The 25,921-nt window shown below is 34.9% G+C and carries 26 protein-coding genes and 1 pseudogene; 13 read left to right on the top strand and 14 right to left on the bottom strand.

Going from position 1 to position 25,921, the window contains the following annotated elements; all coding sequences use genetic code 11:
- Positions 1 to 41: 41 nt before the first annotated feature.
- The 3 genes from ABS764_RS07435 to ABS764_RS07425 form a co-directional block, all read right to left on the bottom strand.
- Complete coding sequence (locus tag ABS764_RS07435; protein WP_408081158.1) at positions 42 to 875, bottom strand: glucosaminidase domain-containing protein; 834 nt, start codon at positions 873 to 875, stop codon at positions 42 to 44.
- The gene (locus ABS764_RS07430) at positions 868 to 1,764 is read right to left on the bottom strand and encodes a 1-aminocyclopropane-1-carboxylate deaminase/D-cysteine desulfhydrase (RefSeq protein WP_408081157.1); all 897 of its coding nucleotides are present in this window, start codon (positions 1,762 to 1,764) and stop codon (positions 868 to 870) included. The genes ABS764_RS07435 and ABS764_RS07430 overlap by 8 nt, the downstream gene beginning before the upstream one ends.
- A gap of 67 nt (positions 1,765 to 1,831) precedes the next feature.
- Positions 1,832 to 2,161, bottom strand: a complete 330-nt coding sequence (locus ABS764_RS07425) for a hypothetical protein (protein ID WP_408081156.1) — start codon at positions 2,159 to 2,161, stop codon at positions 1,832 to 1,834.
- Between the two features lie 75 nt (positions 2,162 to 2,236).
- Between ABS764_RS07425 and ABS764_RS07420 the strand changes: the two genes are divergently transcribed.
- From ABS764_RS07420 to ABS764_RS07405, 4 genes are all read left to right on the top strand, one after another.
- Positions 2,237 to 2,413: a DUF5522 domain-containing protein gene (locus ABS764_RS07420; protein WP_408081155.1), complete on the top strand. Its 177-nt coding sequence runs from the start codon at positions 2,237 to 2,239 to the stop codon at positions 2,411 to 2,413.
- 108 nt (positions 2,414 to 2,521) lie between these two features.
- Entirely contained in the window at positions 2,522 to 3,061 is a 540-nt protein-coding gene (locus ABS764_RS07415) for a DUF4136 domain-containing protein (protein WP_408081154.1), read from the top strand.
- Between the two features lie 188 nt (positions 3,062 to 3,249).
- The gene (gene ilvA / locus ABS764_RS07410) at positions 3,250 to 4,494 is read left to right on the top strand and encodes a threonine ammonia-lyase IlvA (protein WP_408081153.1); all 1,245 of its coding nucleotides are present in this window, start codon (positions 3,250 to 3,252) and stop codon (positions 4,492 to 4,494) included.
- Positions 4,495 to 4,532: 38 nt separating this feature from the next.
- Complete coding sequence (locus ABS764_RS07405; RefSeq protein ID WP_408081152.1) at positions 4,533 to 4,931, top strand: group III truncated hemoglobin; 399 nt, start codon at positions 4,533 to 4,535, stop codon at positions 4,929 to 4,931.
- Positions 4,932 to 4,937: 6 nt separating this feature from the next.
- Here ABS764_RS07405 and ABS764_RS07400 read toward each other — a convergent pair whose 3' ends face one another.
- The 3 genes from ABS764_RS07400 to ABS764_RS07390 are packed head-to-tail and all read right to left on the bottom strand — an operon-like array spanning position 4,938 to position 7,316.
- A complete protein-coding gene (locus ABS764_RS07400) occupies positions 4,938 to 5,558 on the bottom strand; it encodes a DUF4230 domain-containing protein (RefSeq protein WP_408081151.1) in 621 nt (206 codons plus the stop codon).
- A 2-nt stretch (positions 5,559 to 5,560) separates the two neighbouring features.
- Complete coding sequence (locus ABS764_RS07395) at positions 5,561 to 6,511, bottom strand: GSCFA domain-containing protein (RefSeq protein WP_408081150.1); 951 nt, start codon at positions 6,509 to 6,511, stop codon at positions 5,561 to 5,563.
- Between the two features lie 34 nt (positions 6,512 to 6,545).
- Positions 6,546 to 7,316, bottom strand: coding sequence for a hypothetical protein (locus ABS764_RS07390; protein WP_408081149.1), 771 nt, complete (start codon positions 7,314 to 7,316; stop codon positions 6,546 to 6,548).
- A 390-nt stretch (positions 7,317 to 7,706) separates the two neighbouring features.
- On the opposite strand from ABS764_RS07390, the gene ABS764_RS07385 reads away from it, so the two are divergent.
- Positions 7,707 to 8,096: a hypothetical protein gene (locus ABS764_RS07385; protein ID WP_408081148.1), complete on the top strand. Its 390-nt coding sequence runs from the start codon at positions 7,707 to 7,709 to the stop codon at positions 8,094 to 8,096.
- 88 nt (positions 8,097 to 8,184) lie between these two features.
- Here ABS764_RS07385 and alaS read toward each other — a convergent pair whose 3' ends face one another.
- On the bottom strand, positions 8,185 to 10,821 hold the full coding sequence (gene alaS / locus ABS764_RS07380; protein ID WP_408081147.1) for an alanine--tRNA ligase: 2,637 nt from the start codon (positions 10,819 to 10,821) through the stop codon (positions 8,185 to 8,187).
- A 261-nt stretch (positions 10,822 to 11,082) separates the two neighbouring features.
- Here alaS and ABS764_RS07375 point away from each other — a divergent pair, with 261 nt between their 5' ends.
- From ABS764_RS07375 to ABS764_RS07340, 8 genes are all read left to right on the top strand, one after another.
- Entirely contained in the window at positions 11,083 to 12,060 is a 978-nt protein-coding gene (locus tag ABS764_RS07375; protein ID WP_408081146.1) for a M23 family metallopeptidase, read from the top strand.
- A gap of 57 nt (positions 12,061 to 12,117) precedes the next feature.
- Complete coding sequence (locus ABS764_RS07370) at positions 12,118 to 12,450, top strand: MerR family transcriptional regulator (protein WP_408081145.1); 333 nt, start codon at positions 12,118 to 12,120, stop codon at positions 12,448 to 12,450.
- 73 nt (positions 12,451 to 12,523) lie between these two features.
- Positions 12,524 to 13,117 (top strand): LemA family protein, encoded by a 594-nt coding sequence (locus tag ABS764_RS07365; RefSeq protein ID WP_408081144.1) that lies wholly within the window; start codon positions 12,524 to 12,526, stop codon positions 13,115 to 13,117.
- Between the two features lie 54 nt (positions 13,118 to 13,171).
- Positions 13,172 to 13,606, top strand: coding sequence for a TPM domain-containing protein (locus tag ABS764_RS07360; protein WP_408081143.1), 435 nt, complete (start codon positions 13,172 to 13,174; stop codon positions 13,604 to 13,606).
- Positions 13,606 to 14,466, top strand: coding sequence for a TPM domain-containing protein (locus tag ABS764_RS07355; RefSeq protein ID WP_408081142.1), 861 nt, complete (start codon positions 13,606 to 13,608; stop codon positions 14,464 to 14,466). Before ABS764_RS07360 ends, ABS764_RS07355 begins: the two co-directional genes overlap by 1 nt.
- A gap of 141 nt (positions 14,467 to 14,607) precedes the next feature.
- Positions 14,608 to 15,021 (top strand): RrF2 family transcriptional regulator, encoded by a 414-nt coding sequence (locus ABS764_RS07350; protein ID WP_073241047.1) that lies wholly within the window; start codon positions 14,608 to 14,610, stop codon positions 15,019 to 15,021.
- Between the two features lie 236 nt (positions 15,022 to 15,257).
- The gene (locus tag ABS764_RS07345) at positions 15,258 to 17,801 is read left to right on the top strand and encodes a TonB-dependent receptor (protein WP_408081141.1); all 2,544 of its coding nucleotides are present in this window, start codon (positions 15,258 to 15,260) and stop codon (positions 17,799 to 17,801) included.
- A gap of 93 nt (positions 17,802 to 17,894) precedes the next feature.
- Positions 17,895 to 18,134, top strand: a complete 240-nt coding sequence (locus ABS764_RS07340; protein ID WP_408081140.1) for a hypothetical protein — start codon at positions 17,895 to 17,897, stop codon at positions 18,132 to 18,134.
- A gap of 261 nt (positions 18,135 to 18,395) precedes the next feature.
- On the opposite strand, the gene ABS764_RS07335 is transcribed toward ABS764_RS07340, so the two are convergent.
- The 7 genes and pseudogenes from ABS764_RS07335 to der all read right to left on the bottom strand — a co-directional run bounded on the left by ABS764_RS07335 (position 18,396) and on the right by der (position 25,668).
- Positions 18,396 to 20,384 carry a dipeptidyl-peptidase 3 family protein gene (locus tag ABS764_RS07335; protein WP_408081195.1) on the bottom strand — a complete coding sequence of 663 codons (1,989 nt, stop codon included), beginning with the start codon at positions 20,382 to 20,384 and terminating at the stop codon, positions 18,396 to 18,398.
- Positions 20,385 to 20,835: 451 nt separating this feature from the next.
- Positions 20,836 to 21,906, bottom strand: a complete 1,071-nt coding sequence (locus ABS764_RS07330) for an SDR family oxidoreductase (protein ID WP_408081139.1) — start codon at positions 21,904 to 21,906, stop codon at positions 20,836 to 20,838.
- A 93-nt stretch (positions 21,907 to 21,999) separates the two neighbouring features.
- Positions 22,000 to 22,581 (bottom strand): Crp/Fnr family transcriptional regulator, encoded by a 582-nt coding sequence (locus ABS764_RS07325; RefSeq protein WP_408081138.1) that lies wholly within the window; start codon positions 22,579 to 22,581, stop codon positions 22,000 to 22,002.
- Between the two features lie 362 nt (positions 22,582 to 22,943).
- Positions 22,944 to 23,057: pseudogene (locus ABS764_RS07320) on the bottom strand (REP-associated tyrosine transposase); the annotation flags it as partial.
- Between the two features lie 144 nt (positions 23,058 to 23,201).
- Entirely contained in the window at positions 23,202 to 23,756 is a 555-nt protein-coding gene (locus ABS764_RS07315; RefSeq protein ID WP_408081137.1) for a DUF2199 domain-containing protein, read from the bottom strand.
- A 7-nt stretch (positions 23,757 to 23,763) separates the two neighbouring features.
- Positions 23,764 to 24,060, bottom strand: a complete 297-nt coding sequence (locus tag ABS764_RS07310) for a hypothetical protein (RefSeq protein ID WP_408081136.1) — start codon at positions 24,058 to 24,060, stop codon at positions 23,764 to 23,766.
- Positions 24,061 to 24,357: 297 nt separating this feature from the next.
- Positions 24,358 to 25,668 (bottom strand): ribosome biogenesis GTPase Der, encoded by a 1,311-nt coding sequence (der, locus tag ABS764_RS07305; RefSeq protein ID WP_408081135.1) that lies wholly within the window; start codon positions 25,666 to 25,668, stop codon positions 24,358 to 24,360.
- Positions 25,669 to 25,921 lie beyond the last annotated feature (253 nt).

Below are 25,921 nucleotides of genomic sequence, written 5' to 3'. Positions count from 1 at the left end.
AAAAAAACTTACTTTCTAACTTATTTTTTTACACTTATAAATTAATTCACTTTCAGCATTTGTCCAATAGAAAGTGTATTATCCGAGAGGTTATTTTTTCGTTTTAAATCTTCAACTAATACATTGTACTTTTTTGAAATCGAATATAAAGTATCTCCTTTCTGTACTTCATAAAAACCTTCACTGCCGGCTGTTATGTTAACAATCCTTGAACTGCTTTGATTCTCTATCGGTTTATAGCGGATTCCTAATACTATAGCATCATATTGTGCTAAATTATAGCGTTCTATATACGAAATTAATTTATCAGGATACCTTGGATCAGTAGCATATCCGGCTTTTCTTAAGCCTTTTGCCCAGGCTTTATAATCATCTTTATCTAAGGCAAACAAACTAGCATAGCGCCCTTTACCTGTTAAAAACAAAGCGTGATCTTTATATGATTCCGCCACTTTATCATACTTCCTGAAACATTCCTGGCTGGAATCATCATCATGTCTGACAGAACTTCCTTTCCAGTCTGAATGGCATTTGATTCCAAAATGATTATTCGCGCTGACTGCCAAATCTCCTCTTCCGGCACCTGATTCTAAAATACCCTGAGCTAAAATAATACTGGCCGGAATGCCATAAATTTTCATATTCCCCATCGCAACATCTTTGTACTGCAAAACATAATTACCAACAATATCATTAGTAACAACAGTTCTTGAAGTGGACTCTATAACTTCATTTCGCGCTTTTTTTGTTTTTGTTTTTTTAGAATAAGAAGTGTTTTTAACCGCTGCTTTTTTTGTGGTTACAATTGGAGATTTGCCGGCATGACAACTAACCAGCATTAAAGCAATAAATAAAAAGAGGATTTTTTTAAACATTGATTGATAGTATTGGTAATTGTTTCTTTTTCAATTTGGCATTCATTCCCTGAATTCCCTGAAGACCTCCGGTATGAATCAGCAAAATATTGGACTGAGCCGGAAAATAATTCTTTTGAATCATATCTATAACGCCAAAAACCATTTTCCCAGTATAAACAGGATCTAAAGGAATTTGGTTATCTGTATAAAAATCGTTTATAAAAGTTATCAATTCTTCATTTACCTTACCATATCCGCCAAAATGATAACTGTTAATCAGGTCCCAATTTTTATTTTGCACAAAAATACGAATTTCATCTTGTAAAAAGTCCCCCTTTAAAGCTGGAAACCCTAAAACTTTTTGATGAGAAAAGCTGCTGTTAATAATTCCAGATATAGTTCCTCCCGTTCCTACAGCACAACAAATATAATCAAACTGCTTATCCTGATCTGTTAAAATCTCTTCACAACCTTTTACAGCCAGTTTATTTGTTCCGCCTTCGGGTATCAGAAAGAAATCGCCAAATTTCAATTTTAGTTCTTCTAAAAATGTAACTTCATTCTTTGACCGATATTGTTCCCGGGAAACAAATTCTAATTGCATACCGCATTCCCGGGCAAATTCTAAAGTGGGATTCTGTGTGATTTTATCTTTTAATTCCTCACCACGAATAATTCCTATCGATTCAAAACCGTTTTCTCTTGCTGCAAAAGCAACAGCAGCAATATGGTTTGAAAAAGCTCCGCCAAAAGTGAGTAGCTTTTTTTTATTTTCTATTTTCGCCTGACGCAAATTGTATTTTAGTTTCCTGAATTTATTTCCCGAAACAACCGGATGAATCAAATCTTCCCTTTTGATAGTAATGGAAACAGAATTCGGAAACTTTATTTGCAGTTTTTGATTCAAGACAATTGATTTTTGACAAAGGTAGAACTTATAGCTATAAATAAAGAAAACTTTGCAAGATTTACGGTTAAAACAAATACTTCCCGAAACTAAAAACCTTTCTCTTTTTAAGATAATCCATATCCGATTCATTACTATATGCCTCTCTCTCAAATGATATACTTCTGTAGGCACGGTTTTTGTTACCATATTTTAATAAGCGAATGAGGTATTCCAGAAGGTACCAGATAAAAAACGGAAGTATCAGTAATTCTAATTGTTGTTTTAAATGAATGCGTTCATGATTGATAAAAACAGGGTTTTCTTTATCAACATGATATTTTAAAAACACAAATGGATAGGCTGTTAAACCACGGAAACCTTTTGGTACTAAATACTTGTTAACAATAAAAAACATTGGTTTAATAATTTATAAATTTGTGTAAAGAAGAATCGTTTTTTGAGTTTTCAAAAACAGAAATAAAATCTATTAATGACAGGGCAAAATAATGAAAATAAATTAATAGAAGGTGAAGATTTCTATTACACCCCCGAGGGATATAAATGTTTTACTGAAAAACATCATTTAAAAAGAGGGTATTGTTGTAAAAGCGGTTGCCGTCACTGTCCTTATGGATATGATAAAAAAACAGGAATGAATAAAAAATAATACGAAAAACTCTTAAAAACAGATTTTTTAAAATCTTTTATAATTTTTTCATCGTATATAAAATAAACCCGAATCTTAATTATATTTAAATAATCAAATAATTGCATTATGAAAACACTCAAAATATTACCGCTATTATTTCTTTTTCTTTTGAGCTCCTGTAGCTCTGTAAGAGTCTATTCTGATTTTGACAGTCGTGCTGATTTTACTCAGTACAAAACCTTTGCTTTTCACAAAAAAGGTATTGACCGTGTTCAGATATCTGAATTGGATAAAAAAAGAATCTTACATGCCATTGACAACGAACTGACTAAAAAAGGGATGACCAAAAGTGAAAACCCTGATTTACTGGTTAATATTTTCACCAAAGAAAGAGAACAAGTTGATGTAAACCAATTCAATATGGGTTGGGGATACGGTTGGGGATGGGGATGGAATCCTTATTTCTGGGGAGGAAATACCTATACTACACGATCCACACAGGGAACACTTTATATTGATCTAATCGATGCTAAGAAAAAAGAGTTAATCTGGCAAGGAGAAGCAATAGGAACATTAACCGAAAACCGAAGAGAAAAAGAACAACAAATCAACGAATTTGTAGCCAAGATTCTGGAACAGTACCCGCCAAATGAAACAAAAAAATAAGTCTTTTCTAATTTATAACCATAAATTGATATCTTTGTAATTCAATTTAAAGAAAATGATCAAAACTATTTACATCAACATTTCAATTAACATTATTCAACAATAATGACGGAGTGTTATGTAAATCAGTAATCTAAATACAAATTTATAAACCTCCTCTTCAGGAGGTTTTTTTATACCCGAAAGCCATGAAATTATTTCATCAAATACAAGAAGCAAAAAAACAATTACAAGAAGTTATAACAGCAACTCCTTTATCTGAAAATTTAAATTTATCCACAGAATTTAATGCCCGGATTTTATTAAAACGAGAAGACTTACAGCCTGTTCGTTCCTATAAAATACGAGGAGCTTATAACAAAATCAGCACTTTAACAGCTGCCGAAAAGGAAAAAGGCGTGTTATGTGCCAGCGCCGGAAATCACGCTCAGGGTGTGGCTTACTCCTGCAAACTGCTACAAATAAAAGGAAAAATATACATGCCCAAAACCACCCCGAAACAAAAACTGAAACAGGTAAGCCTGTTTGGTGGTGATTTTATCGAAATTGTACTTACCGGCGACACCTTTGATGATGCTTATGCCGCTGCGATGGCAGATGCTACCGAAAACAAAATCACTTTCATCCATCCTTTTGATGATCTAAAAGTAATGGCAGGTCAGGGAACTGTAGGTCTTGAAATTCTGGAAAGTTATAAGAAACCTATCGATTATGTTTTTGTTCCAATAGGCGGTGGCGGACTTGCTTCCGGACTTTCGGAAGTTTTCAGACAGCTGAGTCCCAATACTAAAATCATTGGTGTGGAGCCCGAAGGAGCACCGTCTATGAAAAATTCGATAGCTGTTGGCAAAGTGAGTGTTTTAGAAAACATCGATAAATTTGTAGATGGAGCTGCCGTAAAACAGGTAGGCAAAATGACTTTTGAAATTTGCAAAAAAAACCTGAATGATATCATCCTTGTTCCCGAAGGAAAAGTATGCACTACTATTTTACGTTTGTACAACGAAGAAGCTATGGTAGTAGAACCTGCAGGGGCTTTAACTATTTCGGCCCTGGATTTTTACAAAGAAGAAATTCAAGGTAAAACCGTAGTATGTGTAGTAAGCGGGAGTAATAACGACATTGAACGTACTGCTGAAATCAAAGAACGGTCTTTACTTTACGAAGGACTAATGCATTATTTTATGGTTCAGTTTCCTCAACGTCCGGGAGCTTTAAAGGAATTTGTCAATGACATTTTAGGTCCTGATGATGATATTACTTATTTTCAGTTTACCAAGAAAAACAACCGCGAAACCGGTCCGGCAGTTGTAGGTCTTGAACTCAAAAACAAAAATGATATTATTGCCATAAAAGAAAAAATGGAAAACAAAGGTTTTGAATACAAATACCTGAACGAAAAACAGGATTTATTCCATCAATTAATTGGTTAAAAACATCCTAACTTTGTAATTTAATATTTTCTGAAAATATGAGCAATTTAGCAGACATACAAAACCTGGATGACATCCGGTTACTGGTAGATTCTTTCTACACCAAAGTACAACAGGACAACTTAATCGGTCCCATTTTTAATGAAAAAATTGGCAATCAGTGGCCGGCACATTTAGAAAGAATGTACCGTTTTTGGCAAACTATTTTATTAGAGGAACACACGTATTCTGGAAGTCCGTTTCCTCCGCACAAACATTTGCCGGTGAATAAAGAACATTTTAACCGATGGATGGAAATTTTTACCGAAACCATTGATAGTTTATATAAAGGCAAATTAGCCGAAGAAGCGAAACTCCGCGCTAAAAACATGGCAGAAATGTTCTTTTATAAAATTGAGTATTTCAGGAATGGAGGACGGAATTTTTTTGAGAGTTAAGTTAAACTACATTTTTACCTGCTGTCCTAAATCTTTTTCATTTTCAATAATTTGACCTTCGTATTGTAAAGTCCACCCCATTGTATTGGTCAGAATCAGAATTTTTGAAAGTTCGCTGATGAGTCGGTTTTTAGCATTCGACTTTAGAGTTGATTTTTCTATTTTTTTCGCCAGATTGGCTTTCACTGATTTGTTGATTTTGTTGTAATCATCTCCTGTAAAAGGATTTAATTTACTTTGCTCCACATCATAAAACTGAATATCAGGATTGATTTTTATCTCTTCTTTAGGAATACTAACAATCGTGATAATTTTGTTTTTTTCATCAATATCGTATTTCATTTTTTGCAAATCATAGGCTACAGTCACATCGGCGTTGACAACAATAAGCGCTTTCTTTTCGAAAGAAACCATATTCATCAGGTATTTTTGCTGATTTTTATAAGTAATCACTTCAGAGAAATGTCCTTCGGTAACGACTAATTTTCCAACATTTACAATTTGCTGCTGAATCAGATTGGTATTATAGCTAATATCGGCTTCGTTATTTTTTTTGAAATCACAATATTTAAATAGCAAAACAACTATACAAACAATAATTATAGTGGTGACTGTCTTTTTTATCATCGTTAAAACTTCATAAATGGATATTGAGATTCTAATTTAGTGATTTTTTTCCGGAGATTTATTTCAAATTTCAAATGACTTTCTGAATTTGGATTAAAAGGACGATGTGCTAATCCTTTCTGAATGGTTTCCAATTCTTCCATTATGGTAAAGACAGATGGGGTAATAGTAGTTTCTTTGAATTTCTCCCAGATATAATCAACTGCCAAAGCACTTGGATGCAACATATCTTCAGTATAAAAACGATAATCACGCAGTTCATCCATCATAATTTCATAACTGGGAAAATAATTATATGTTTCGGTTTTTGACTTTTGATTGGAATGTATCGCTGAGATTAAGTGCGCTTTACTAAGCTGATTTTCTACAAAACCATCTTTGATATGGCGTACCGGCGAAACGGTAAAAGTAAATTTGGCCTCCGGATTTACAGACTGAATCAACACAATTGTATTCTCAATAGCATTCTGAATTGTTTCAATCGAAAGTATTTCTTTTGTAAATTGTTTTTGAGGAAGTTTATGGCAGTTCGCAACAATCTGATTATTTTCGGTCTTTCGATACACCCATGAAGTTCCGTAGGTAATCAAAAAATGAGTGGAATAAGTTATCTGTTGATTTGTTTCACTGACTAATTGATTCAGCAAATCTAAAAACACTTCTTTATTGGGATTAGAAAGCTCTGAATGCACTTCAAAACAATGCCATAAATCATTATGAAAAAAAATATCTTTTTCTGTAAAAAAATCTTTTTTGACAGCTCTGCTGATCAGTTTTTCAATAGAAACCGGATTAAAAATAATACCAAACGGATTGCAGCGGTTTTGAAATTTATAATATGATAATTTCTGAGCAATGTTAACAGCAAAACAAGATCCTAAACTTAGAATCCTGGAATGATAATCAACAGGAGAGGAACTCGCTAAAACAGGAATTACAGTACGAAATTGCATTACAGTTTTTTTTCCAAAATTAAGTATTATAATATTAATACAAATACTGGATCTTAGAATAATCAGGATTCATCAGACTTTCTTCTGAAATTTGCTCCGTAGGATAATCATCGGCATCATATTTAAATTTAGTGGTATACATATTAGCCGAAGAAATGGTTTGTCCTTCCTGAGTAACTGTTGTTTCTGCAACCGTCATTACAGCATTATTTTTAGAAATCAATGCGCCGTGATCCAATAACTTTTCATAACCCAAAATACTAAAATAAGGATTATTGTAAGTATCATAATCAAAAGTTGTTTTTGAACCCGAAACTGAATTTTCAGTAACATTATCAAAAATACATTCATCCTTAATTAGATTTTTATTTTTAAAATATAAAATTCCGTGAAGCACTTTTTGTTCTTTATTTTGAGAATCAATAGTATATTTTTGATAAGAAACCTTGTCGTTACCATTATGCGTATAATAAATAACATATTTTTCAGTGGAACTTACTTTGATTAATTTTTCTTTATCATAAGTATAATTCAACACCGAAGTCAGTTGAGTTGCTTTATTATAAGTAGTGATTTTTGTAATTAATCCATTTTGATACGTGTAATCGGTTTTCTCTTTAGTATTATCTGCACTTATTATTTGGTTTTCCTTGTATGTAAACACCGAATTTTCGGTAATACCATCCTTGGTAGATTCGATTATTTTGACAAAATTTTTACTCTTATCGTCTTTATCATTTGCGCAGGAAGTAAATAGTAAAGTCAGGGCAGAGATGAAAAGAAATATGGGGGCTAATTTTTTCATTACTTAGTTAGGTTATATTGAACTTAAAATTTGGGTTATCAAAACTAAATATTAAATTCAGAGACCGCAATTATTTAGGTTTAACGACTTAAAAACCCGTTCAAAAGAGACTTTTAGAAAAAATAAAACTATAAAAACGGTTTATTAAGCCAATAATGTATTAAAACAGTCGTTACAACACTTTTATACAACCATAAATGACCTTGTCTTATATACAAATCTGAAAAAAAACCGATACCCTTCTGCGAAAGCAATACTGGGAAAACGACCGATTTTAACGATAAAAAACATAGGCAAAGCGTTTTAAAGAGTATTTTTTCCGTTCAACGATTTTAAATGGTCGACTGATTTTTTGCCTCTACATTTGAAAAGAATACGATTTCAATTATCATGAAAAACATCTTTAATCCTATCTACAGACAAGACTATTTAGAAGGTTATTCTAATGGTCAGAATCCTTATTCTAAAGTACAAAACGACACTCCTAATTCGGCTTTTAACGAAGGTTTTAATTCCGGAAGATTTGATTATGAAAATCTAAATGGCAGTGTTATGAATGGTATTCCGAAAAAAATAATTAACGAAAAGATTCTTGAAGAATTTCTTTTGGCCGGTTTGCTTGGAATCAATATTGACACCGAAGGATATACTCATTTTCAAATTAGTATTTTGTTGAAATGGTATCAAAGCGGTATTGAAAAATACGATCCGCAACAAAACACTTATTTATTGGATATTCTTGAAGAAAACGGAATTGAAATAACCTATTCCGAAAAATAACTTTTTCACACTTTAATTACAAGCAGAAACCCTTTTAGTTCAGGCAAATAACTAAAAGGGTTTCTTTATTTTAAATCATTTGAAAAATCTATTTCACAAAATCAATTGCTTTTGCTAAAGCTTCAGGAATTCCTGCTGCATTCTTCCCTCCTGCTGTAGCAAAAAACGGCTGACCTCCGCCTCCACCCTGGATAAACTTCCCTAACTCACGAACTACTTGTCCGGCATTTAAGTTTTTCTCAGCCACTAATTCTTTAGAAATATAACAGCTTAACATTGGTTTTCCTTCTTCGGCTGTAGCCAAAACTAAAAACAAGTTGTTTCCTAAATTCCCTAATTCGTAAGTCAAATCTTTAGCTCCTTCTGCATTCAAATCCACTTGTTTTGCTAAGAATTGCACTCCGTTTACTTCCTGAAGTTCGTTAGCCAATTCGGCTTTCATATTCTTCGCTTTCTCTTTCAGCAAAGCTTCTACTTGTTTTTTCAGCTTTATATTTTCATCCTGCAAAGAAACCAATGCTTTAACAGCGTCCTGTGGGTTTTTCAATACCGTTTTAATTTCGCTTAACAATTCTTCCTGTGAAGCAAAAAACTGTCTTACTCCAGCACCGGTAATCGCCTCAATACGACGAATTCCTGCTGCCACTGCACCTTCAGAAACGATTTTGAAAGACCAGATATCAGCGGTATTATTCACATGAATTCCTCCACACAATTCCATACTGTCTCCAAATTTAATCGCACGTACATTATCACCATATTTTTCGCCAAACAAAGCCATAGCACCTTCGTCTAAGGCTTGTTGAATTGGAATGCTTCTTCTTTCAATTAATGGTAATTGTTCTTGTATTCTGGCATTAACAAAATCTTCAACCTCTTGTAATTCTTCATCTGTTACTTTTGAGAAATGTGAGAAGTCAAAACGCAGGTTTTTTGGGTTTACCAATGATCCTTTTTGCTCCACATGTGTTCCTAAAATAGCACGTAAAGCTTGGTGCATCAGGTGAGTTGCCGAGTGATTCTTAGCAGTCGCAGTTCTTAAATCAGTATTTACTTTTGCTACAAAAGAAGTATTTAGATTTTCCGGTAACTTTTTAGTAAAATGCAAAATCAGATTGTTCTCCTTTTTTGTATCGATAATTTCAATGGTTTCATTTGCCGAAACCAAAGTTCCTTTATCTCCTACCTGTCCTCCTCCTTCCGGATAGAATGGCGTTGCATCTAAAACAATTTGGTACAAAATACCATCTTTTTTAGAATCTACTTTACGAATACGAGTAATTTTTACTTCATTTTCAACTTGGTCATAACCTACAAAAGATTCTGTATTTCCGTCAACCAGAATTTTCCAGTCATCCGTAGAAACTTCTGAAGCCGCACGAGAACGTGATTTTTGTTCCTGCATTGCTTTATCAAAACCGGCTTCGTCTAAGCTATATCCTCTTTCTCTAAGAATCAAAGCGGTTAAATCAATTGGAAAACCAAAAGTGTCATATAATTCAAATGCTTTTGCTCCTGCTACTTCTTTTCCTTTCGTTTCAGCAATTACATTCTCTAATAACTGTAATCCCTGATCTAAAGTCCTCAAGAAAGAAGCTTCTTCTTCACGAATTACATTGGTAACCAAAGTTTGTTGCTTTTTGATTTCCGGGAAAAATTCACCCATTTGATCGGCTAAAACAGCCACCAATTGATTAATAAAAGGTTCTTTTGTTCCTAAAAATGTAAATCCGTAACGAATAGCACGACGTAGAATACGACGAATTACATAACCTGCTCCAGTGTTAGATGGCAGCTGTCCGTCGGCAATAGCAAAAGCTACCGCACGCACGTGATCCACTACTACACGAATAGCGATATTAATTTTGTTTTGCTCGTCGCTGATATTTTTAATTTCGTTTGAAGTATATTTCAATCCGGTAATTTGCTCCACTTTTTCAATAAGCGGTGTAAATACATCGGTATCATAATTGGATGTCACATTTTGCATTGCCATACACAAACGCTCAAATCCCATTCCGGTATCTACGTGTTGTGCCGGTAATTTTTCCAATGAACCATCGGCTTTACGGTTGAACTCCATAAATACGTTGTTCCAGATTTCTACTACCTGCGGATGGTCGGCATTTACTAAGCTAAAACCTGAAATTGCAGCTCTTTCAGCATCGGTACGCAAATCGATATGAATTTCGGAGCATGGTCCGCAAGGTCCCTGATCTCCCATTTCCCAGAAATTGTCTTTTTTGTTTCCAAGGATAATGCGATCTTCAGACACGAATTGTTTCCAAATATCAAAAGCTTCCTGATCAAAAGGAACATTTTCGGCTTCGTTTCCTTCAAAAACAGAAACATACAAACGGTCTTTATCCAGTTTCAAAACCTCAGTCAAAAATTCCCAAGCCCACGGAATAGCTTCTTTTTTGAAATAATCTCCAAAAGACCAGTTTCCCAGCATTTCAAACATCGTATGATGATAAGTATCAAAACCTACATCTTCTAAATCATTATGTTTTCCTGAAACACGAAGGCATTTTTGCGTATCGGCAATACGCTTGCTTTTAGGCGTGGCATTTCCTAAAAAATATTCTTTAAACTGTGCCATCCCCGAGTTGTTGAACATCAGGGTTGGATCGTCTTTTAGAACAATAGGTGCCGAAGGAACAATTAAATGTCCTTTGCTTTCAAAGAATTGTAAATACGCTTTGCGAATGTCTTGTGATTTCATTTTTATAATTTAAAAATTAAAAGATTTAAAAATTAAAAGTTTAAATAAGCTTTTATCAAATTTCAAGTTATTTGCTACGTTGCTAAATTAAATCTCTTGCAAAATTCATAATTCAACAATGTTTCAATCATTAAATTTTTAAATCTTTAAATCAATTTTATGTTATATTTAATACTAAAAAAAGGGCGTAACAACTAAAACATTTATTAAATTTGTTCCAATGTGCTTTTTTAGAGGTGCAAAAATAGGGTATTTTAAAATATGGCGAAAGTAAAATATTATTACGATTCTGAAAATCTGGCATATCGAAAAATTAAAGTAAAAAAAAGACGCAAATTTGGTTTTGTTGCTTTGTTTTTGCTGGCTTCGGCGTTATTTGGTTTTATTAGTTTTGTGATTTTGTTAAATACTCCTTATTTTGATACTCCTAAAGACCGTCTTTTACTTCGGGAAATTGAAAATCTGAAATTAAATTATGCCGTTTTAAATAAAAAAGTGGATCAGATAGAAAATGTAGCCGGAGCCATTGAAGAACGGGACAACAATCTATACCGCACTTATTTTAATACCGCTGCAATTTCGGAAGAAGAACGAAAATCAGGGTTTTCGGATGTAAACAGATACAAGGCGCTCGAAGGTTATAACAATACCCAACTGGTTTTACAAACCACAAAAAGAGTTGATGTACTGACGAAACAATTAGCTATTCAATCGCAATCATTAGATTATATTTTAAAACTCGCTAAAGAAAAAAACAAATTACTGGCTGCCATTCCTGCCATACAACCTGTCAGAAATGAAAATTTAAAAAGAATGGCTTCCGGTTTTGGATACCGGACAGATCCTTTCACGAAAGTAAGAAAAATGCACGAAGGCATGGATTTTACTGCAAAAAAAGGCACTCCTGTTTTTGCAACAGGTGACGGAGTGGTCAAACAGGCAGATGACAGAGCTTCCGGTTATGGCAATCATATTGTAATCAGGCATGGTTATGGATATGAAACTTTGTATGCCCACTTGAGCAAATACAATTGCAGAGCAGGACAACGCATTAAGAGAGGTGACATTATAGGTTATGTAGGAAGTACAGGACGTTCAGAAGCACCACACCTGCATTATGAAGTACATAAAGATGGCCGGGTGGTAAATCCGCTTAATTTTTATTACGGAAATATCTCGGCGGTGGAATATGTTGCTATTTCAAAACTGGCCAATCAGGAAAATCAGTCTCTGGATTAACAATTTCAAATTGCAGAACTTAGATTTCAGATTAAAAACATTCAAAAAAATATTCATATGCATATCGAACTTTCAAAAGACAAAAGGTATTACAGCATTGGCGAAGTAGCCAAAGCCTTTGACGTAAATGCTTCGCTGATTCGTTTTTGGGACAGTGAATTTGATATTCTGAAACCTAAAAAGAATGCTAAAGGCAACAGAATGTTTACTCCGGAAGACATCAAAAACTTACAATTGATTTATCATTTAGTCAAAGAAAGAGGTTTTACATTAGAAGGAGCTAAAACCCATTTGAAAGAAGGACAAAAGAAAACACTGGACAAGTTTGAAATCATCAGCAAACTCGAAGCTATTAAAGTACAACTAACGAATATTAAAAACGAACTGTAATCAATACTAATTGCAATATCAATTTTGAAATAAATTAAAACAATAAATATTAAACTTTAAATTAAACAGAAAAATGGATTTTAAAAAATTTTTACCCTGGATTATTGTTGCTGTAATCGTAATTGCCGGTTATAGCTGGATTAAAGGTATTAACAATACCGCTGTAACTTTGAATCAAAACATTGAAGAATCATGGGGAAATGTGCAAACAGCTTATCAAAGACGTAACGACTTAATTGGGAATTTAGTCAATACCGTAAAAGGCGCTGCTGATTTTGAAAAAAGCACTTTAACTGCTGTTATCGAAGCGCGTGCTAAAGCAACTCAGACTACCGTTGATCCAACCAACATTACACCGGAACAACTGGCAGCGTTTAATTCTGCTCAAAGTGGCGTAAGCAGCTCTTTGTCCCGTTTATTAGTTTCTGTTGAAAGATATCCGGAGTTAAAAGCCAATCAGAATTTCCTGAAATTACAAGACGAATTGGCCAGTACAGAAAATCAGATTTTAACTGCCCGTACCCGTTTTAATGAAGCGGTAAAACCATACAACAACCATATAAAAACTTTCCCAAACAGTTTGTTTGCAGGAATGTTTGGTTTCCAGGAAAAAGCTTATTTCAACGCTGTTGAAGGCGCTGACAAACCAGTGGAAGTAAAATTCTAAATTCATTCTACCCCTCCAAAAGAGGGGTTTTTAAATTATATAAAAACATTTCCCATGTCTAAAGTAGAAGATTTTTTAACACCCGAAGAGGAACTGGCCATCGTGGAGGCTATAGGTATTGCCGAAAAAAACACATCCGGAGAAATCAGAGTTCACATTGAAAAAACCACTTCAATGGATGCTTTTGACCGCGCTAAAGAAGTTTTTCACGAGCTGAAAATGGATGAAACGCAACTTAAAAACGGAGTTTTAATCTATATTGCTGTTGAAGATCACATCTTTGTAATATGCGGTGATAAGGGTATTAATGACATTGTGGGAAATGATTTTTGGGATAAAACCAAAGAAATCATGGTTGCTCATTTTAAAAGCGGCAACTTCAAACAAGGTTTGATAGATGGTATTTTGAGTGCCGGTGAAGAATTAAAAACTCATTTCCCGTGGTCCAATGACACCAATGAATTATCAAACGAAATTTCAAAAGGATAATGAAAATAGATCAAAAGTCGAAAGTCAAAAGTCGAAAGTCAAAAGTCAAAAGTCAAAAAAGTAAAGTAGCCGGATGGAATTTTTTATTAGCGGTTTTATTTGTACTCCATAACAGTTTTTCATTTGCACAATTTACCATCCCTGAAAAACCGCAATTTCAAACCTCAGTGTATGATTATGCAAATGTTTTAAGCGCTACAGAAAAGACACAATTAGAAGAAAAACTCGTTCGCTATTCCGACACCACGAGTACTCAAATTGTAGTTATCACGGTGGAAAGTTTAAAGGGAGAAGATATAAACCAGCTGGCGACTAACTGGGCACAAAGCTGGGGAATTGGTCAGGCAAAAGAAGATAATGGTGTTATTATACTCATTTCTAAAAACGACCGGAAAATCGCCATTAATCCCGGTTATGGTTTAGAAGACCGATTAACAGCCGGAACGGGTGGCGAAATCATCCGAAATATTATTATCCCTGAATTTAAAGCCGGAAGTTACTACAACGGAATCAACAAAGGTATTGATGCGTTATTTGATGTTTTCAAAGGCAAATATAAAGGCAGCCGCAAACAAAATAAGCAACAGGATTTCCCTATTCTGCCATTTATCATCATCATTGTTTTTATTATTATTTTAATTTCTAAAAACAAAGGCGGTGGCGGTGGCAACTCAGGAAATCGCGGTGGTGGACCAAGCTTATTAGATGCCATTATCCTGAGCAGTCTGGGACGCAGCAGCGGTGGTTTTGGCGGTGGCTTCGGAGGAGGTTCTTCCGGTGGTGGATTTGGCGGAGGCGGTTTCGGTGGCGGCTTTGGCGGAGGCGGATTCTCCGGCGGAGGTTCCAGCGGAAGCTGGTAAACCGAAAATCATTCTAAAAAAGCAAAACAAGCAAAAACAAATAGCCTACTTTATAACAAAGTAGGTTATTGTTTTATAAATCACTTGACTCCTCTGTAAAATTATTTATCTTTATCCAGATTTTAGCTGAACCCGGATAACATGCTTTCACAAAAAACCAAATACGCACTCAAAGCACTACTCTATTTAGCGCAACAAGATGCCAATCATATTTCTAAAACTACAGATATTGCTGAATCAGCTAATATTCCCAAAAAGTTTTTGGAGCAAATATTACTGGACTTAAAACGCGGACATTTAGTAGGCAGTAAACAGGGAAAATTTGGCGGCTATTACCTTTTAAAATCAGGAAACGAAATTACATTAGCCGATATTCATCGTTTATTTGATGGTGCTATTGCTTTATTACCTTGTGCTTCCTTAAATTTTTATGAGCGCTGTTCAGACTGTATAGATGAGTCGGAATGCCTGCTACGACACGGATTGATGACTATCAGAGACGAAACTTTAAAAGCCATGCAAGGCATTACTATAGCTTCATTAGTAAAAAAATAAAAAAATATTTATTTAATCCTACTATTTTTATAGAATTTATATATATTTGCCTCGATTTACAATTATCACTATAATTATTAAACGATGGAAACAATTCAAAAACGCTTTTTCAAAAGAAGCTCAAAAACGCTTATTACTTTAAATTCAAATAAAACATTTCATTATTGTATGATGTGTATGTGCCAGTAAAAAAAATTAATTTTAAATTCTACTAATTATATATAATTAATAAAATAATGAAAACTGTTATAAAAAATATATTCACAACTCTCTTGTTACTAAGCGTTTCAGGAACATTTGCCCAAATAATTAAAGGTCACGTAAACAATACCGAAAATAGTCCATTAGAATCGGCCAACATAATTATTAATGGAACAACACTTAACACAACTACTGACCTGAATGGCAATTTTAGTATCGATTTACAAGGAAAATTACCTGTTACTCTTTTAATACAATATACAGGTTATAAACAAGAGCGTATACTAATTCAAAGTCTTCCTGAAACTTCACTAAATATATTATTAGCCGAAGACAATCAACTTGCCGAAGTGGTCATCTCGTCCAGAAGAAGAATTGAAAAAGCTCAGAATGTTCCAATTCCTATTTCGGTTGTAAGCGGAAAACAAGCCGAACAAGCTGGTGCTTTCAATGTAAACCGCATTAAAGAATTAATTCCTTCGGTACAGTTATATTCTTCCAATCCCAGAAATACGGGAATTAACATCCGTAGTTTAGGTTCTCCATTCGGATTAACCAATGATGGTATCGACCCCGGAGTTGGTTTTTATGTTGATGGCGTATATTATGCCCGTCCGGCAGCGACTACATTAGATTTTATTGATGTGGGTCAGATTGAAGTTTTACGTGGTCCGCAAGGAACGTTATTTGGAAAAAACACTACAGCCGGAGCTTTTAACATTACTACACGCAAACCCAGTTTTACGCCGGGAGCTACTATTGAAGTGAGTTATGGTAATTATAATTATCTGCAAGCCAAAGCTTCTATTACAGGAGGATTGAGTCAAAAAATAGCCGGACGAATCTCATTTTCCGGCACACAACGTGATGGTTTAATTGATAACGTGGCAACAGGAAGAGCGACAAACACCTTGAACAATCAGGGAATCAGAGGTCAATTGCTTTATACTCCGTCAGAAAACACCAACGTACTCCTGACAGCAGACATTACCACCCAGCGTCCTGATGGCTATGCACAGGTAATTGCAGGTGTAGCGCCAACACAAAGAGCGGCTTTCCGCCAATTTGATGCTATCATTACCGATTTAGGATACCAACTACCCAGCAATAATGCCTTTGACCGAAAAATAGATCACGATACGCCATGGCGTTCCAATCAGGATTTAGGAGGAGCTTCACTAACGGTAGATTCTAAAATAGGACTGGGGACTTTAACTTCTACTACTGCATGGCGTTTTTGGAACTGGGATCCGTCCAATGATAGAGATTTCACAGGTTTACAGGTATTGGCTAAATCGCAAAATCCATCCAGACAAACACAGTTTACTCAGGAAATACGGTATTCCGGAGAAATATCATCGCAATTAAAAGGTACAGCAGGTGTATTTCTTATGGATCAGACCTCTAAAACTAATGGCACCGAAGAATCAGGAAATGCACAATGGCGATTTTCCCAAAGCACCACCAGCGAAAAATGGAAAACTCCGGGTCTTTTTGAAGGTTATGGTATAAAAACCAATGCCAGCATTCATGGGGTTAGTGCTGCTGTATTTGGACAATTGGATTGGGAAATCACAGAAGATTTGCATGTTTTACCCGGTTTACGATACAATTACGACAAAAAAGATGCCGATTATGATCGGAAGACATACGGCGGATTACAAACCAATGATCCCGAACTAATTGCACTCCAGAAATTAGTTTACAGCGATCAAAATTTTGCTAAAGATACCGATGCGACGGATTTTTCCGGAAATCTAACACTATCGTATAAAGCCACTGACAAAATTAATGCCTATGCTACTTATGCTAAAAGTTATAAACCTGTGGGCGTTAACGTGGCCGGACTTCCTACTCTCAACGGAGCGCCTATACTGGAACTCGCGGTAATTAAACCGGAAAAAGTAAATCACTATGAAGCGGGCGTAAAAAGCTCTCCGTTTAACAACGCTATTTTGAATGTAACATTCTTCAATACCAACATTACTGCTTATCAAACGAATGTTCAGGCAGCTGAATTAGGGGTAAACCGTGGGTATCTGGCCAATGCCGACAAAGTACGTGTAAGAGGTGCAGAACTGGATGCCAGTTTTGTTATCAATGAACATTTCAGTTTCAATGGTGCTGCAACTTATACCGATGGAAAGTACATTAAGTTTATCAATGCGCCACTGCCGTTAGAAGAAACCGGAGCAGCCGTGTCGTTTAAAGATGTTTCAGGAACTAGCTTACCGGGTGTTTCAAAATGGGCTGGCAGTTTAGGAGGAGAATATACTACAGCAGCAAAACTGTTTGGGAATTTAGGTAAATTCTTTGTGGGAATTGATTCGTATGCCCGTTCTGAATTTTCATCCAGTCCATCGGCTTCTAAATATTTAATCGTTCCGGGTTATGCTATTTTTAATGGTCGTTTCGGGTTCCGTGCTGCAGAAGGATTATCCATTAACTTCTGGGCTCGTAATATTCTGGACAAAGATTATTACGAACAATTATTGCCTGCCGGTGGTAACGCAGGACATTATGCAGGGGTTTTAGGAGACCAAAGAACATACGGAATCACTTTAAAATATTCATTGTAATTCTTTGAAAAAAAAAACACACAAATAACTAATTAACAATAACTTATATTTATTTTAAATTTAAAAGTGGTAACTTTAAGAGAAAATAGGGCTATGAAAAATTTTGCTATTAAACTCGTATGGTTTACCACGGCATATGTTTTCTTTTTTGCAGTTCTGAATCAAACTAATGTAGATTTGAGAATAATAATGAGTTTACATATTGTAGGTGTGTTTTTGATTCCTTACCTAACTTACACCGTTCTGACCGATAATTACAAAACGGATAAAACCTTTAAAGACTGGTACGAAGATCATCCGATGGACACTTTAGATGAAGACGAAGACCATTAAATTAAAACTCCCTTTACTAACTTTTTTTAGTAAAGGGAGTTTTGTTTATTTTAAACCCGTTGGGTGTAATTAAAAACGTCTGTTCGAGTGTTTTTTGTGCAGTCCCGATCCCGAAACATCGGGACGGGACGAAACAAAAAATGTATCGAGAACCGTTTTTAATAAAATTTTTCTTGTTCTCGATACAATCCCGTCCGAAAACGGGATTACTCGAACTGACGAAAAATTATTATCAAAAACTAATTACACCCAATGGGTTATTTAATTTTCTAAAGGTAGAAAATTATAATTTTTAGAGTAATGCAACATTTGTTCTGCAAAAGTTTTCGGTTGTGTTACTTCTATCGAAATAATTTGTCCTTTGGAATCTAATTTTGGAACTAAAACCGGATTTACAAAACCGCTGTAAGGAGCTGATGTAAATTGTTTGTTTCTTTCTAAAACTTCGGCATGTAGTTTTTGATCTACTTTTACACCATAATTTTCTACCAAATTTTTTCCTGCTTCATAATCTCCTTCCGATTTGATGCGTTGTACCTCACGCAACAATTGTCCAAACAAATCGTGAAGTTTTTCATAATCTGTAATATTGAAATAGGTTTTTCCGTCACGGCTAATTTTCTCTATTACATGAGCTGCTTTTCCTTTTTCAAAAACCCAGGCACTCACCCACTGACGGTTTCTCATATGTGCTTCTTCAATATCAGAACCCGGTTCTAAACGAATCAACTGTGTCATCAATCCATTTCGAATATAACTGTCATAGGATTCCATTCCTAGTTTTTTCCAATCATCAACCAAACCTAACTCCTGCAATTTTGGATTATACAGAAAATACAATCCTACTAAATCAGCTCTTCCTTCTTCCAGCGTGGAAGCATAACTTTTCAAAGTTTCTTTTGGCGTTCCCACACCTGGATTTATTTGTCCCGAAGCATGTCCTACTACTTCGTGTAAAGCCGTGTGCATTTTATCTCCCAGTTCTCCGTATTTTTCAGCCAGAGCAATTTCTTCGGGATCATTTGCAAATTCCTGCAACCTTCCTTTTCCTCCCGCTTTTGAATACGCTTCAATAATATTTCCTAATGAAACCGATTTGGAACCATGTTCCGAACGAATCCAATCTGCATTAGGCAAATTCACCCCAATGGGTGTAGCAGGAGAAGCATCGCCGGATTCCCCGGCAACTACAACTGTTTTATAAGAAACCCCAACTACATTTTTCTTTTTATGCTCTGGAATTAATGGCGAATTGTCTTCAAACCATTGGGCGTTTTTAGAAATAACCTCCATTTTTTTAGACATATCAAAATCTTTGATTTGTACTATCGTTTCATACGAACCTCTGTACCCTAATGGATCATTATAAACTTCAATAAAACTGTTGATGTAGTCAATATTTCCCTCTGTAGCTTTAAGCCAGGCAATATTATAATCGTCCCAGGTTTTTAGACTTCCTGTTTTGTAATAACTAATCAGTAATTCTAAAGCAGCTGCCTGCTCTTTGTTTTCGGCAACTCCTTTTGCTTTGTCTAACCAATATACAATCTTGTCAATCGCCGAACCATACATACCACCACTTTTCCATATTTTTTCCTCTAATGCTCCTTTAGAATTGCGAACCAATTTAGAATTCAAACCAAAAGAATACGGTCTGTTGGCATCAGGACTTTTTTTCTTAGCATAAAAATATTCTACTTCTTTTGCCGTAATTCCTTTGTCGTAAAAATGAATAGCTGAACCTTCTAACAAGCCTTTGGATTCGTCTAAATTTACTTTTTTACTATCGACATCATTAAAAAGCACAGCAACTATTTCCGGAGCTAAAGTTGTTTGGGTAGCTTTCATCAAACCTGTAAGGTACGCCGCAGAAAAAGCAGGTTTCATTTTTTCATTCGAATAATGGTGATGAATTCCATTAGCAAACCAAACTCTTTTAGTATAGATTTCAAAATTTTTCCAATCTTCTGAATCCTTATTGCCTTTATAATTTACATAAATATTCTCGAGTGCTTTTCTGATTTTCAGATTGTACTTATAATTTTGATCGTAAATAATATCGCGACCTGAATATCCCGCCTGAGTTAAATAATAAACTAATTTTTGCTCTTTCAACGTTAAATTTTCCCATCCCGGAATTTGGTAACGCAATACTTTTATATCGGCAAATTGTTCTACAACATATTCAAAAGGGGCTTTTTCGGAAGTTCTTACATCTGCCATTTTCGTCGTCTGTCCATTAGATACCATAGCAACTCCTACGGTCATAAAAACGGCTGTTATCTTTGATAATTTCATCTTTTACTATTAGGTTTAATTGTTTTATTTGTAACAAAATCTAACAAATATAAAGCTATTTTAAACTGCTGACAATCCGCAGAAACTATTTATCGTAAAATTATTATTTATCCTGTTTTTTAAATAAATAAAAATAAAACTGCCCATAAATTACTTTTCGTATAGCTTTATCTAGCTATTAATTGCTCTATATTCGAAAAAGTTATCCGTAAAAATTATTCTGCGTCCTTCACACAACGAAACCCCCAAGTGGTTACAATGCTTCTCATCTACTTGTTTTTTTTAAAGGTTACTGACATTTAAAACCAAACCAAGAATCAGATCAAAATGAATTGAGGAATGGTGTAAAATAAAAATCCCGACCAGCTAATGCCATCGGGAAATTAATATTGTTTTGTTATCGTTAAGAAGGTATAATATGTTGTTCTTTTAATTTATCGAACAAATTAAAGAAAGATTCTCTTGTATCTTGATATTCGGTAAATCCTAATTTACGACTTTTAGACATATCAGTCATAACTTCAATCGGACGACTCAAATCAAGGTCGGTATGCCAAGGAGAAGCTAATCTGTTTAAATTAGACTCTGCCAAGTTATGTTGCGCTGCCATTTTTTTCCAAATGACTTCATCCTCTTGCATGATTTCTTCCAAACTGCTATTGTTTGCCACAAAACCCTGATACTCGATACCAAAGTACGCCGCTATTTGTTTCCATAACCAACTCCAGCGAAACACATCACCATTAACAACATTAAAAGCTTGATTAGCAGCCTCGGGTGTAGTGGCTGCCCAAAGAAACTGTTTGGCTAATAGTTGTGCATCAGTCACATCTGAAATTCCATTCCACTGTGCTGCTGAACCTGGCCAAATAAATGGAGTTCCTTTTTCTTTACAGATACTTGCATACACCGCTAAAGTTGTCCCCATATTCATCAAGTTCCCTACAGCCTGCCCAATAACGGTGTGTGAACGATGGATACTCCAAGTAAATCCGTCACGGCTTGCTGCTGCAAAAATTTCGTCTTCCTGAGCATAGTAAAAATTATCAAGTTTTAATCTAGGATGTTCCTCTCTAACTGGTGTTTCAGGCAAAAAACCCTCTTGAGCATAAGCCTCAAATGGTCCTAAATAATGTTTCAATCCTGTAACTAAAGCTACATGTTGTACTGATTTTTTTGACGCTAATACTTGTAACAGGTTGCGAACCATTGCAGCGTTTACCCGAATATTATCTGCTTCTGTTTCCATTCGCATCCAGGCGGTAAAAAAAACGTGGGTGGGTTTTATCTCTTTTAAAGCTTCTTCTAGTGATTTTAGATCCAGTAAATCTGCTTTTATATTTTTTAGTCCCTCTAATTTCACCTCAGAGTTACGGGTAATACCATAGGTTATCCAATTATTCTGAAGTAATTCTTTCGCAAGATTATTTCCTGAAATTCCGCTTGCTCCAACAATTAATGCAATTTTGTCCATAATTAACTATTTTTCTTTTTCAACTGTGGGACAAATTTACGCTACTTCTAAAGGCTATTCCTTGATGCAAATCAAGAAATACAATGGACCAAATCAATTATCCTTATGTAAGTTTTTTTTAATTCGGCTAATGGTTTCCGTTGTGATTCCCAGATAAGAAGCAATAAGGTTTTGCGGGATACGTTGCGAAATAAAAGGATACATTTTTATCAATTGAAGGTATTTTTCTTCTGCTGTATAGGTATTAGAACTAATTAACCTTCTGTCTTTTGTAATTAAACTATTTTGGTATAGTATTCTAAAATACCGTTCCATAGCAGGAACTTCGATCAACAATTTTTCATAATTAGAACGGGAAAGCAACAGCACTTCGCTATCTTCAATGGCATCAATAGAAAGAATTGCTTTTTCCTCACAAATAAAACTTTTGAAATCAGAAACCCACCAACCTTCCCACGCCAATAAACTAATATGTTTTTGCCCCTTGTCATCTACCGAATACGATTTTAAAACACCTGTAGCTACAAAAGCTAAATTTTTACAATAATCGGCTTCTTGAAGCAAAAGTTCTTTTTTTCGTAGTTTTTTAATTTCAAAAAAACTAGCTATCCTTTTTTTGTCTTTTTCTGATAGTTGTATCTTTTCTTCCAGTTTTTGAAATAGTTTATCAAACATAAATTTGGTTTTGAATCATTATTAAGCCGCTTGCCGCTAAGATTATAAAACTACAGCAGGTTTGAAACAAAATTAAGTCCATTTTTTGAATTGACCATCTTGAAATAGCAACTCCAAAGCTTAAGCGCTTCATCTCTTTTTAAATATTCACCTTTTTTTTAAGATAAGCCAATATCCATTATGCTCTCTTCTTATTTGAATCTACCGCAGGAAACCTTGAGCTGATTGAAGAAATAAAAAAGCTACAGTGTTTTATCGCTGTAGCTTTTTGAAATTTTTAATGTTTACTTACTGTTGCGGGCACAGATTACAAATCTGCGCTATCCGTTGAACGACATATTTTGTCATATTCGATCGGTCGGGTTAATTATATTGTATTTCTGATTCAATCTTGTAAAAACATCTATCCAGCCTACTGTTGTTATCGTTATAAAATAGGCTTGATCTGTCGTGGTAGTTTTATATTTTGTAAACATTTTTTATTTAAATATACAAAAAGCTACAACGTTTTATTGCTGTAGCTTTTTTAAATTTTATTGCTTACTCACTGTTGCGGGCACAGATTACAAATCTGCGCTATCTGTTGACGAGATATATTTTGTTATATCCGAGCGATCGGGTTATACATTGTTGTGTAACGTTTTTTTCATTCGTTCAACTCGTTTTTCCGCTTCCGCAATTGTGATTCCTTTTTCCCAATCTGAAATCAATTTATGTTCGTTTTGGTGAGGAATTATTTCTGGTCTAATCCCGCCTTTTCTTGTGCTCACATTTACGTGTAATCCCAAAGTACTTTCTTCATAATCTGGAATGTCATTACTAATCATTCCGAAATAGGTTTTTTCTTCAGCATTATTTTTAAATTCAGCTTCATATTCGTTAAAACTCTTTTCACTTAAAGAAACCCAAACTCCATAATCCAAATTTTCGCAAGCATCATTAATTTGAATTGTCAATACAGCTCTAATAAATCTGTCCGTTTGGTCTTCGTGAGTTATTATGCAAAAATCACTTGAAATTTCAGCAATTTCTTTTTTGTCTTTTTCGTTCAGAGTTTCATAATAGAACGGTGTAATAAATCCAAGAGCTGGTAATTCATCGTGAATTTCTCCACAAGTCGAACATTTAAATTCGGAAGACTTTTGTTTTTTTCTAAATAAATCAAAAATTCCCATATTTCGTTTACTCAGACTTTAATCCTAACCATATTTTTCTATAGTTTAGAAAATGTATTATACAAGTTTCACGTAATTCAAAAAATTGCCTCCCTGACCTCTCTGAAACATACCAATCAAAAAATCCATCGTCAAAAGTATCTGGCATTATTTGAAAATAAGGTGCATTACTCTCTAATTCCACATCATCAGATTTACCCCATTTTCTATGAGCTCCTTGCGCAAAAACATAGTCACAACCTGTAAATTGTTTTAGATAAGCTCTTGCTTCTTTCTCATTAATGTATTCATTTTTTAATTCCATTCAGTTTTTATTTTGATTGGTCGATTTTGGTTTCGACATATGTTGCACAACTTATATATAAGTGTTACAAAATCAATCCAATCTCCCCAACTAGAGGCGACTTTGTATGATTGTATTGACGCTAATTTCTTCAAACATAATCATACTATTTTTCCTAAACAAAAAAATACTACAAACAACTAATAAACTCGATAAACAACAACAAATACTACAAAAAAAGCCCAAGGAATCTAATCTTGAGCTTTCAATAGCTGTTATAACAAAAAAAACCACTCCTTAATGAAGTGGTTTCTAGTTTTATTTCTCTCTAATATAAATATCTATGGGAACACCAGAGAAATCCCAGTTTTCCCTAATTTTATTCTCCAGGTAACGTTTGTAAGGTTCTTTTACATATTGCGGCAAGTTAGCAAAAAACACAAACTGCGGCGTTGGCGATGGCAACTGCATGCAATATTTAATTTTTACATATTTCCCTTTAGTAGCTGGCGGCGGATAAGCTTCAATCACTTTCAACATAAATTCGTTGAATTTTGAAGTAGGAATACGTTGTTGTCTGTTTTCAAACACTTTTACCGAAGCTTCCAGCGCTTTCAGCAAACGTTGTTTGGTTAATGCCGAAACAAAAAGAATAGGCACATCGGTAAATGGCATTAGTTCTTTCTTGATTTTCTCTTCGTAATCTCTGGTAGACATGGTGTCTTTCTCCACCAAATCCCATTTGTTTACTAAAATCACCAAACCTTTACGGTTCTTTTGAGCCAACCAGAAAATATTCTGATCCTGACTTTCAAAACCACGAGTGGCATCAATCACCAAGATACAAATATCAGCATGCTCAATAGCACGCACCGAACGCATTACCGAATAAAATTCTAAATCTTCTTTAACCTTAGCCTTACGACGAATTCCGGCAGTATCGACCAGGTTGAATTCGAAACCAAAACGGTCAAACTTCGTATCAATAGCATCACGGGTAGTTCCCGCAATATCAGTTACCATAAATCGGTCTTTACCAATCAAGGCATTTATAAAACTCGATTTTCCGGCGTTAGGACGTCCTACCACTGCAAAACGAGGCAACACTACTTCTTCCTGAACAGGTTCCGGTTTTTCAGGGAAAGCATTGATTAAAGCATCCAGCAAATCCCCTGTTCCGCTTCCTGAAATACTGGCAAAAGTATAATAATCACCTAAACCCAGATTGTAAAATTCCACCGCATCTTTCTCACGCATCGCATTATCCACCTTATTAACGGCTAACAAGACCGGCTTTGTTACTTTGCGCAACAATTTAGCCACCGTTTCGTCCATAGGTGTAATGCCTTCTTCTACATCTACTACAAAAACAATAACATCGGCTTCATCAATAGCAAGTTCCACCTGTTTGCGGATTTCGCCTTCAAATACGTCATCTGAACCACGAACATATCCGCCCGTATCAATCACAGAAAACTCTTTTCCGTTCCACTCGCTTTTACCATAGTTTCTATCACGGGTAACCCCGGAAACTGAATCTACAATAGCTTCTCTTCTTTGTATCAGCCTATTAAAAAGGGTCGATTTCCCCACATTAGGTCTTCCTACTATCGCAACAATGTTATTCATTTTTTTGAATTTTAGCCCTTCGACAAGCTCAGGGTGACGTTTAGATTTTAGATTTTGGATTCCTTTTTGATGAAATCACATTCTTTTATAAATCTAAAATACAGTATTTTAATTTTTTGCAAAGGTAGTTAAAAAAGGGACTAAGCCGCTAAGTTTCTAAGTACCTATGCTTTTTATGTTTTTAGGAGCTATTTCCTGCTATCCGCTACAATCTTTTTATCTCGTTTTGAGAACGAGATAAAAAAGGATTTTC

Source organism: Flavobacterium plantiphilum, from assembly GCF_046000495.1.
Taxonomy (GTDB): domain Bacteria; phylum Bacteroidota; class Bacteroidia; order Flavobacteriales; family Flavobacteriaceae; genus Flavobacterium; species Flavobacterium plantiphilum.
This window is presented reverse-complemented; position numbering and strand designations above follow the sequence as displayed.

Bases quoted from the DNA above. Each gene is read 5' to 3' on its own strand.
- ABS764_RS07435 (WP_408081158.1), bottom strand. From the start codon at position 875: ATGTTTAAAAAAATCCTCTTTTTATTTATTGCTTTAATGCTGGTTAGT.
- ABS764_RS07425 (WP_408081156.1), bottom strand. From the start codon at position 2,161: ATGTTTTTTATTGTTAACAAGTATTTAGTACCAAAAGGTTTCCGTGGT.
- ABS764_RS07420 (WP_408081155.1), top strand. From the start codon at position 2,237: ATGACAGGGCAAAATAATGAAAATAAATTAATAGAAGGTGAAGATTTC.
- ABS764_RS07415 (WP_408081154.1), top strand. From the start codon at position 2,522: ATGAAAACACTCAAAATATTACCGCTATTATTTCTTTTTCTTTTGAGC.
- ilvA (WP_408081153.1), top strand. From the start codon at position 3,250: ATGAAATTATTTCATCAAATACAAGAAGCAAAAAAACAATTACAAGAA.
- ABS764_RS07405 (WP_408081152.1), top strand. From the start codon at position 4,533: ATGAGCAATTTAGCAGACATACAAAACCTGGATGACATCCGGTTACTG.
- ABS764_RS07400 (WP_408081151.1), bottom strand. From the start codon at position 5,558: ATGATAAAAAAGACAGTCACCACTATAATTATTGTTTGTATAGTTGTT.
- ABS764_RS07395 (WP_408081150.1), bottom strand. From the start codon at position 6,511: ATGCAATTTCGTACTGTAATTCCTGTTTTAGCGAGTTCCTCTCCTGTT.
- ABS764_RS07390 (WP_408081149.1), bottom strand. From the start codon at position 7,316: ATGAAAAAATTAGCCCCCATATTTCTTTTCATCTCTGCCCTGACTTTA.
- ABS764_RS07385 (WP_408081148.1), top strand. From the start codon at position 7,707: ATGAAAAACATCTTTAATCCTATCTACAGACAAGACTATTTAGAAGGT.
- alaS (WP_408081147.1), bottom strand. From the start codon at position 10,821: ATGAAATCACAAGACATTCGCAAAGCGTATTTACAATTCTTTGAAAGC.
- ABS764_RS07375 (WP_408081146.1), top strand. From the start codon at position 11,083: ATGGCGAAAGTAAAATATTATTACGATTCTGAAAATCTGGCATATCGA.
- ABS764_RS07370 (WP_408081145.1), top strand. From the start codon at position 12,118: ATGCATATCGAACTTTCAAAAGACAAAAGGTATTACAGCATTGGCGAA.
- ABS764_RS07365 (WP_408081144.1), top strand. From the start codon at position 12,524: ATGGATTTTAAAAAATTTTTACCCTGGATTATTGTTGCTGTAATCGTA.
- ABS764_RS07360 (WP_408081143.1), top strand. From the start codon at position 13,172: ATGTCTAAAGTAGAAGATTTTTTAACACCCGAAGAGGAACTGGCCATC.
- ABS764_RS07355 (WP_408081142.1), top strand. From the start codon at position 13,606: ATGAAAATAGATCAAAAGTCGAAAGTCAAAAGTCGAAAGTCAAAAGTC.
- ABS764_RS07350 (WP_073241047.1), top strand. From the start codon at position 14,608: ATGCTTTCACAAAAAACCAAATACGCACTCAAAGCACTACTCTATTTA.
- ABS764_RS07345 (WP_408081141.1), top strand. From the start codon at position 15,258: ATGAAAACTGTTATAAAAAATATATTCACAACTCTCTTGTTACTAAGC.
- ABS764_RS07340 (WP_408081140.1), top strand. From the start codon at position 17,895: ATGAAAAATTTTGCTATTAAACTCGTATGGTTTACCACGGCATATGTT.
- ABS764_RS07335 (WP_408081195.1), bottom strand. From the start codon at position 20,384: ATGGTATCTAATGGACAGACGACGAAAATGGCAGATGTAAGAACTTCC.
- ABS764_RS07330 (WP_408081139.1), bottom strand. From the start codon at position 21,906: ATGGACAAAATTGCATTAATTGTTGGAGCAAGCGGAATTTCAGGAAAT.
- ABS764_RS07325 (WP_408081138.1), bottom strand. From the start codon at position 22,581: ATGTTTGATAAACTATTTCAAAAACTGGAAGAAAAGATACAACTATCA.
- ABS764_RS07315 (WP_408081137.1), bottom strand. From the start codon at position 23,756: ATGGGAATTTTTGATTTATTTAGAAAAAAACAAAAGTCTTCCGAATTT.
- ABS764_RS07310 (WP_408081136.1), bottom strand. From the start codon at position 24,060: ATGGAATTAAAAAATGAATACATTAATGAGAAAGAAGCAAGAGCTTAT.
- der (WP_408081135.1), bottom strand. From the start codon at position 25,668: ATGAATAACATTGTTGCGATAGTAGGAAGACCTAATGTGGGGAAATCG.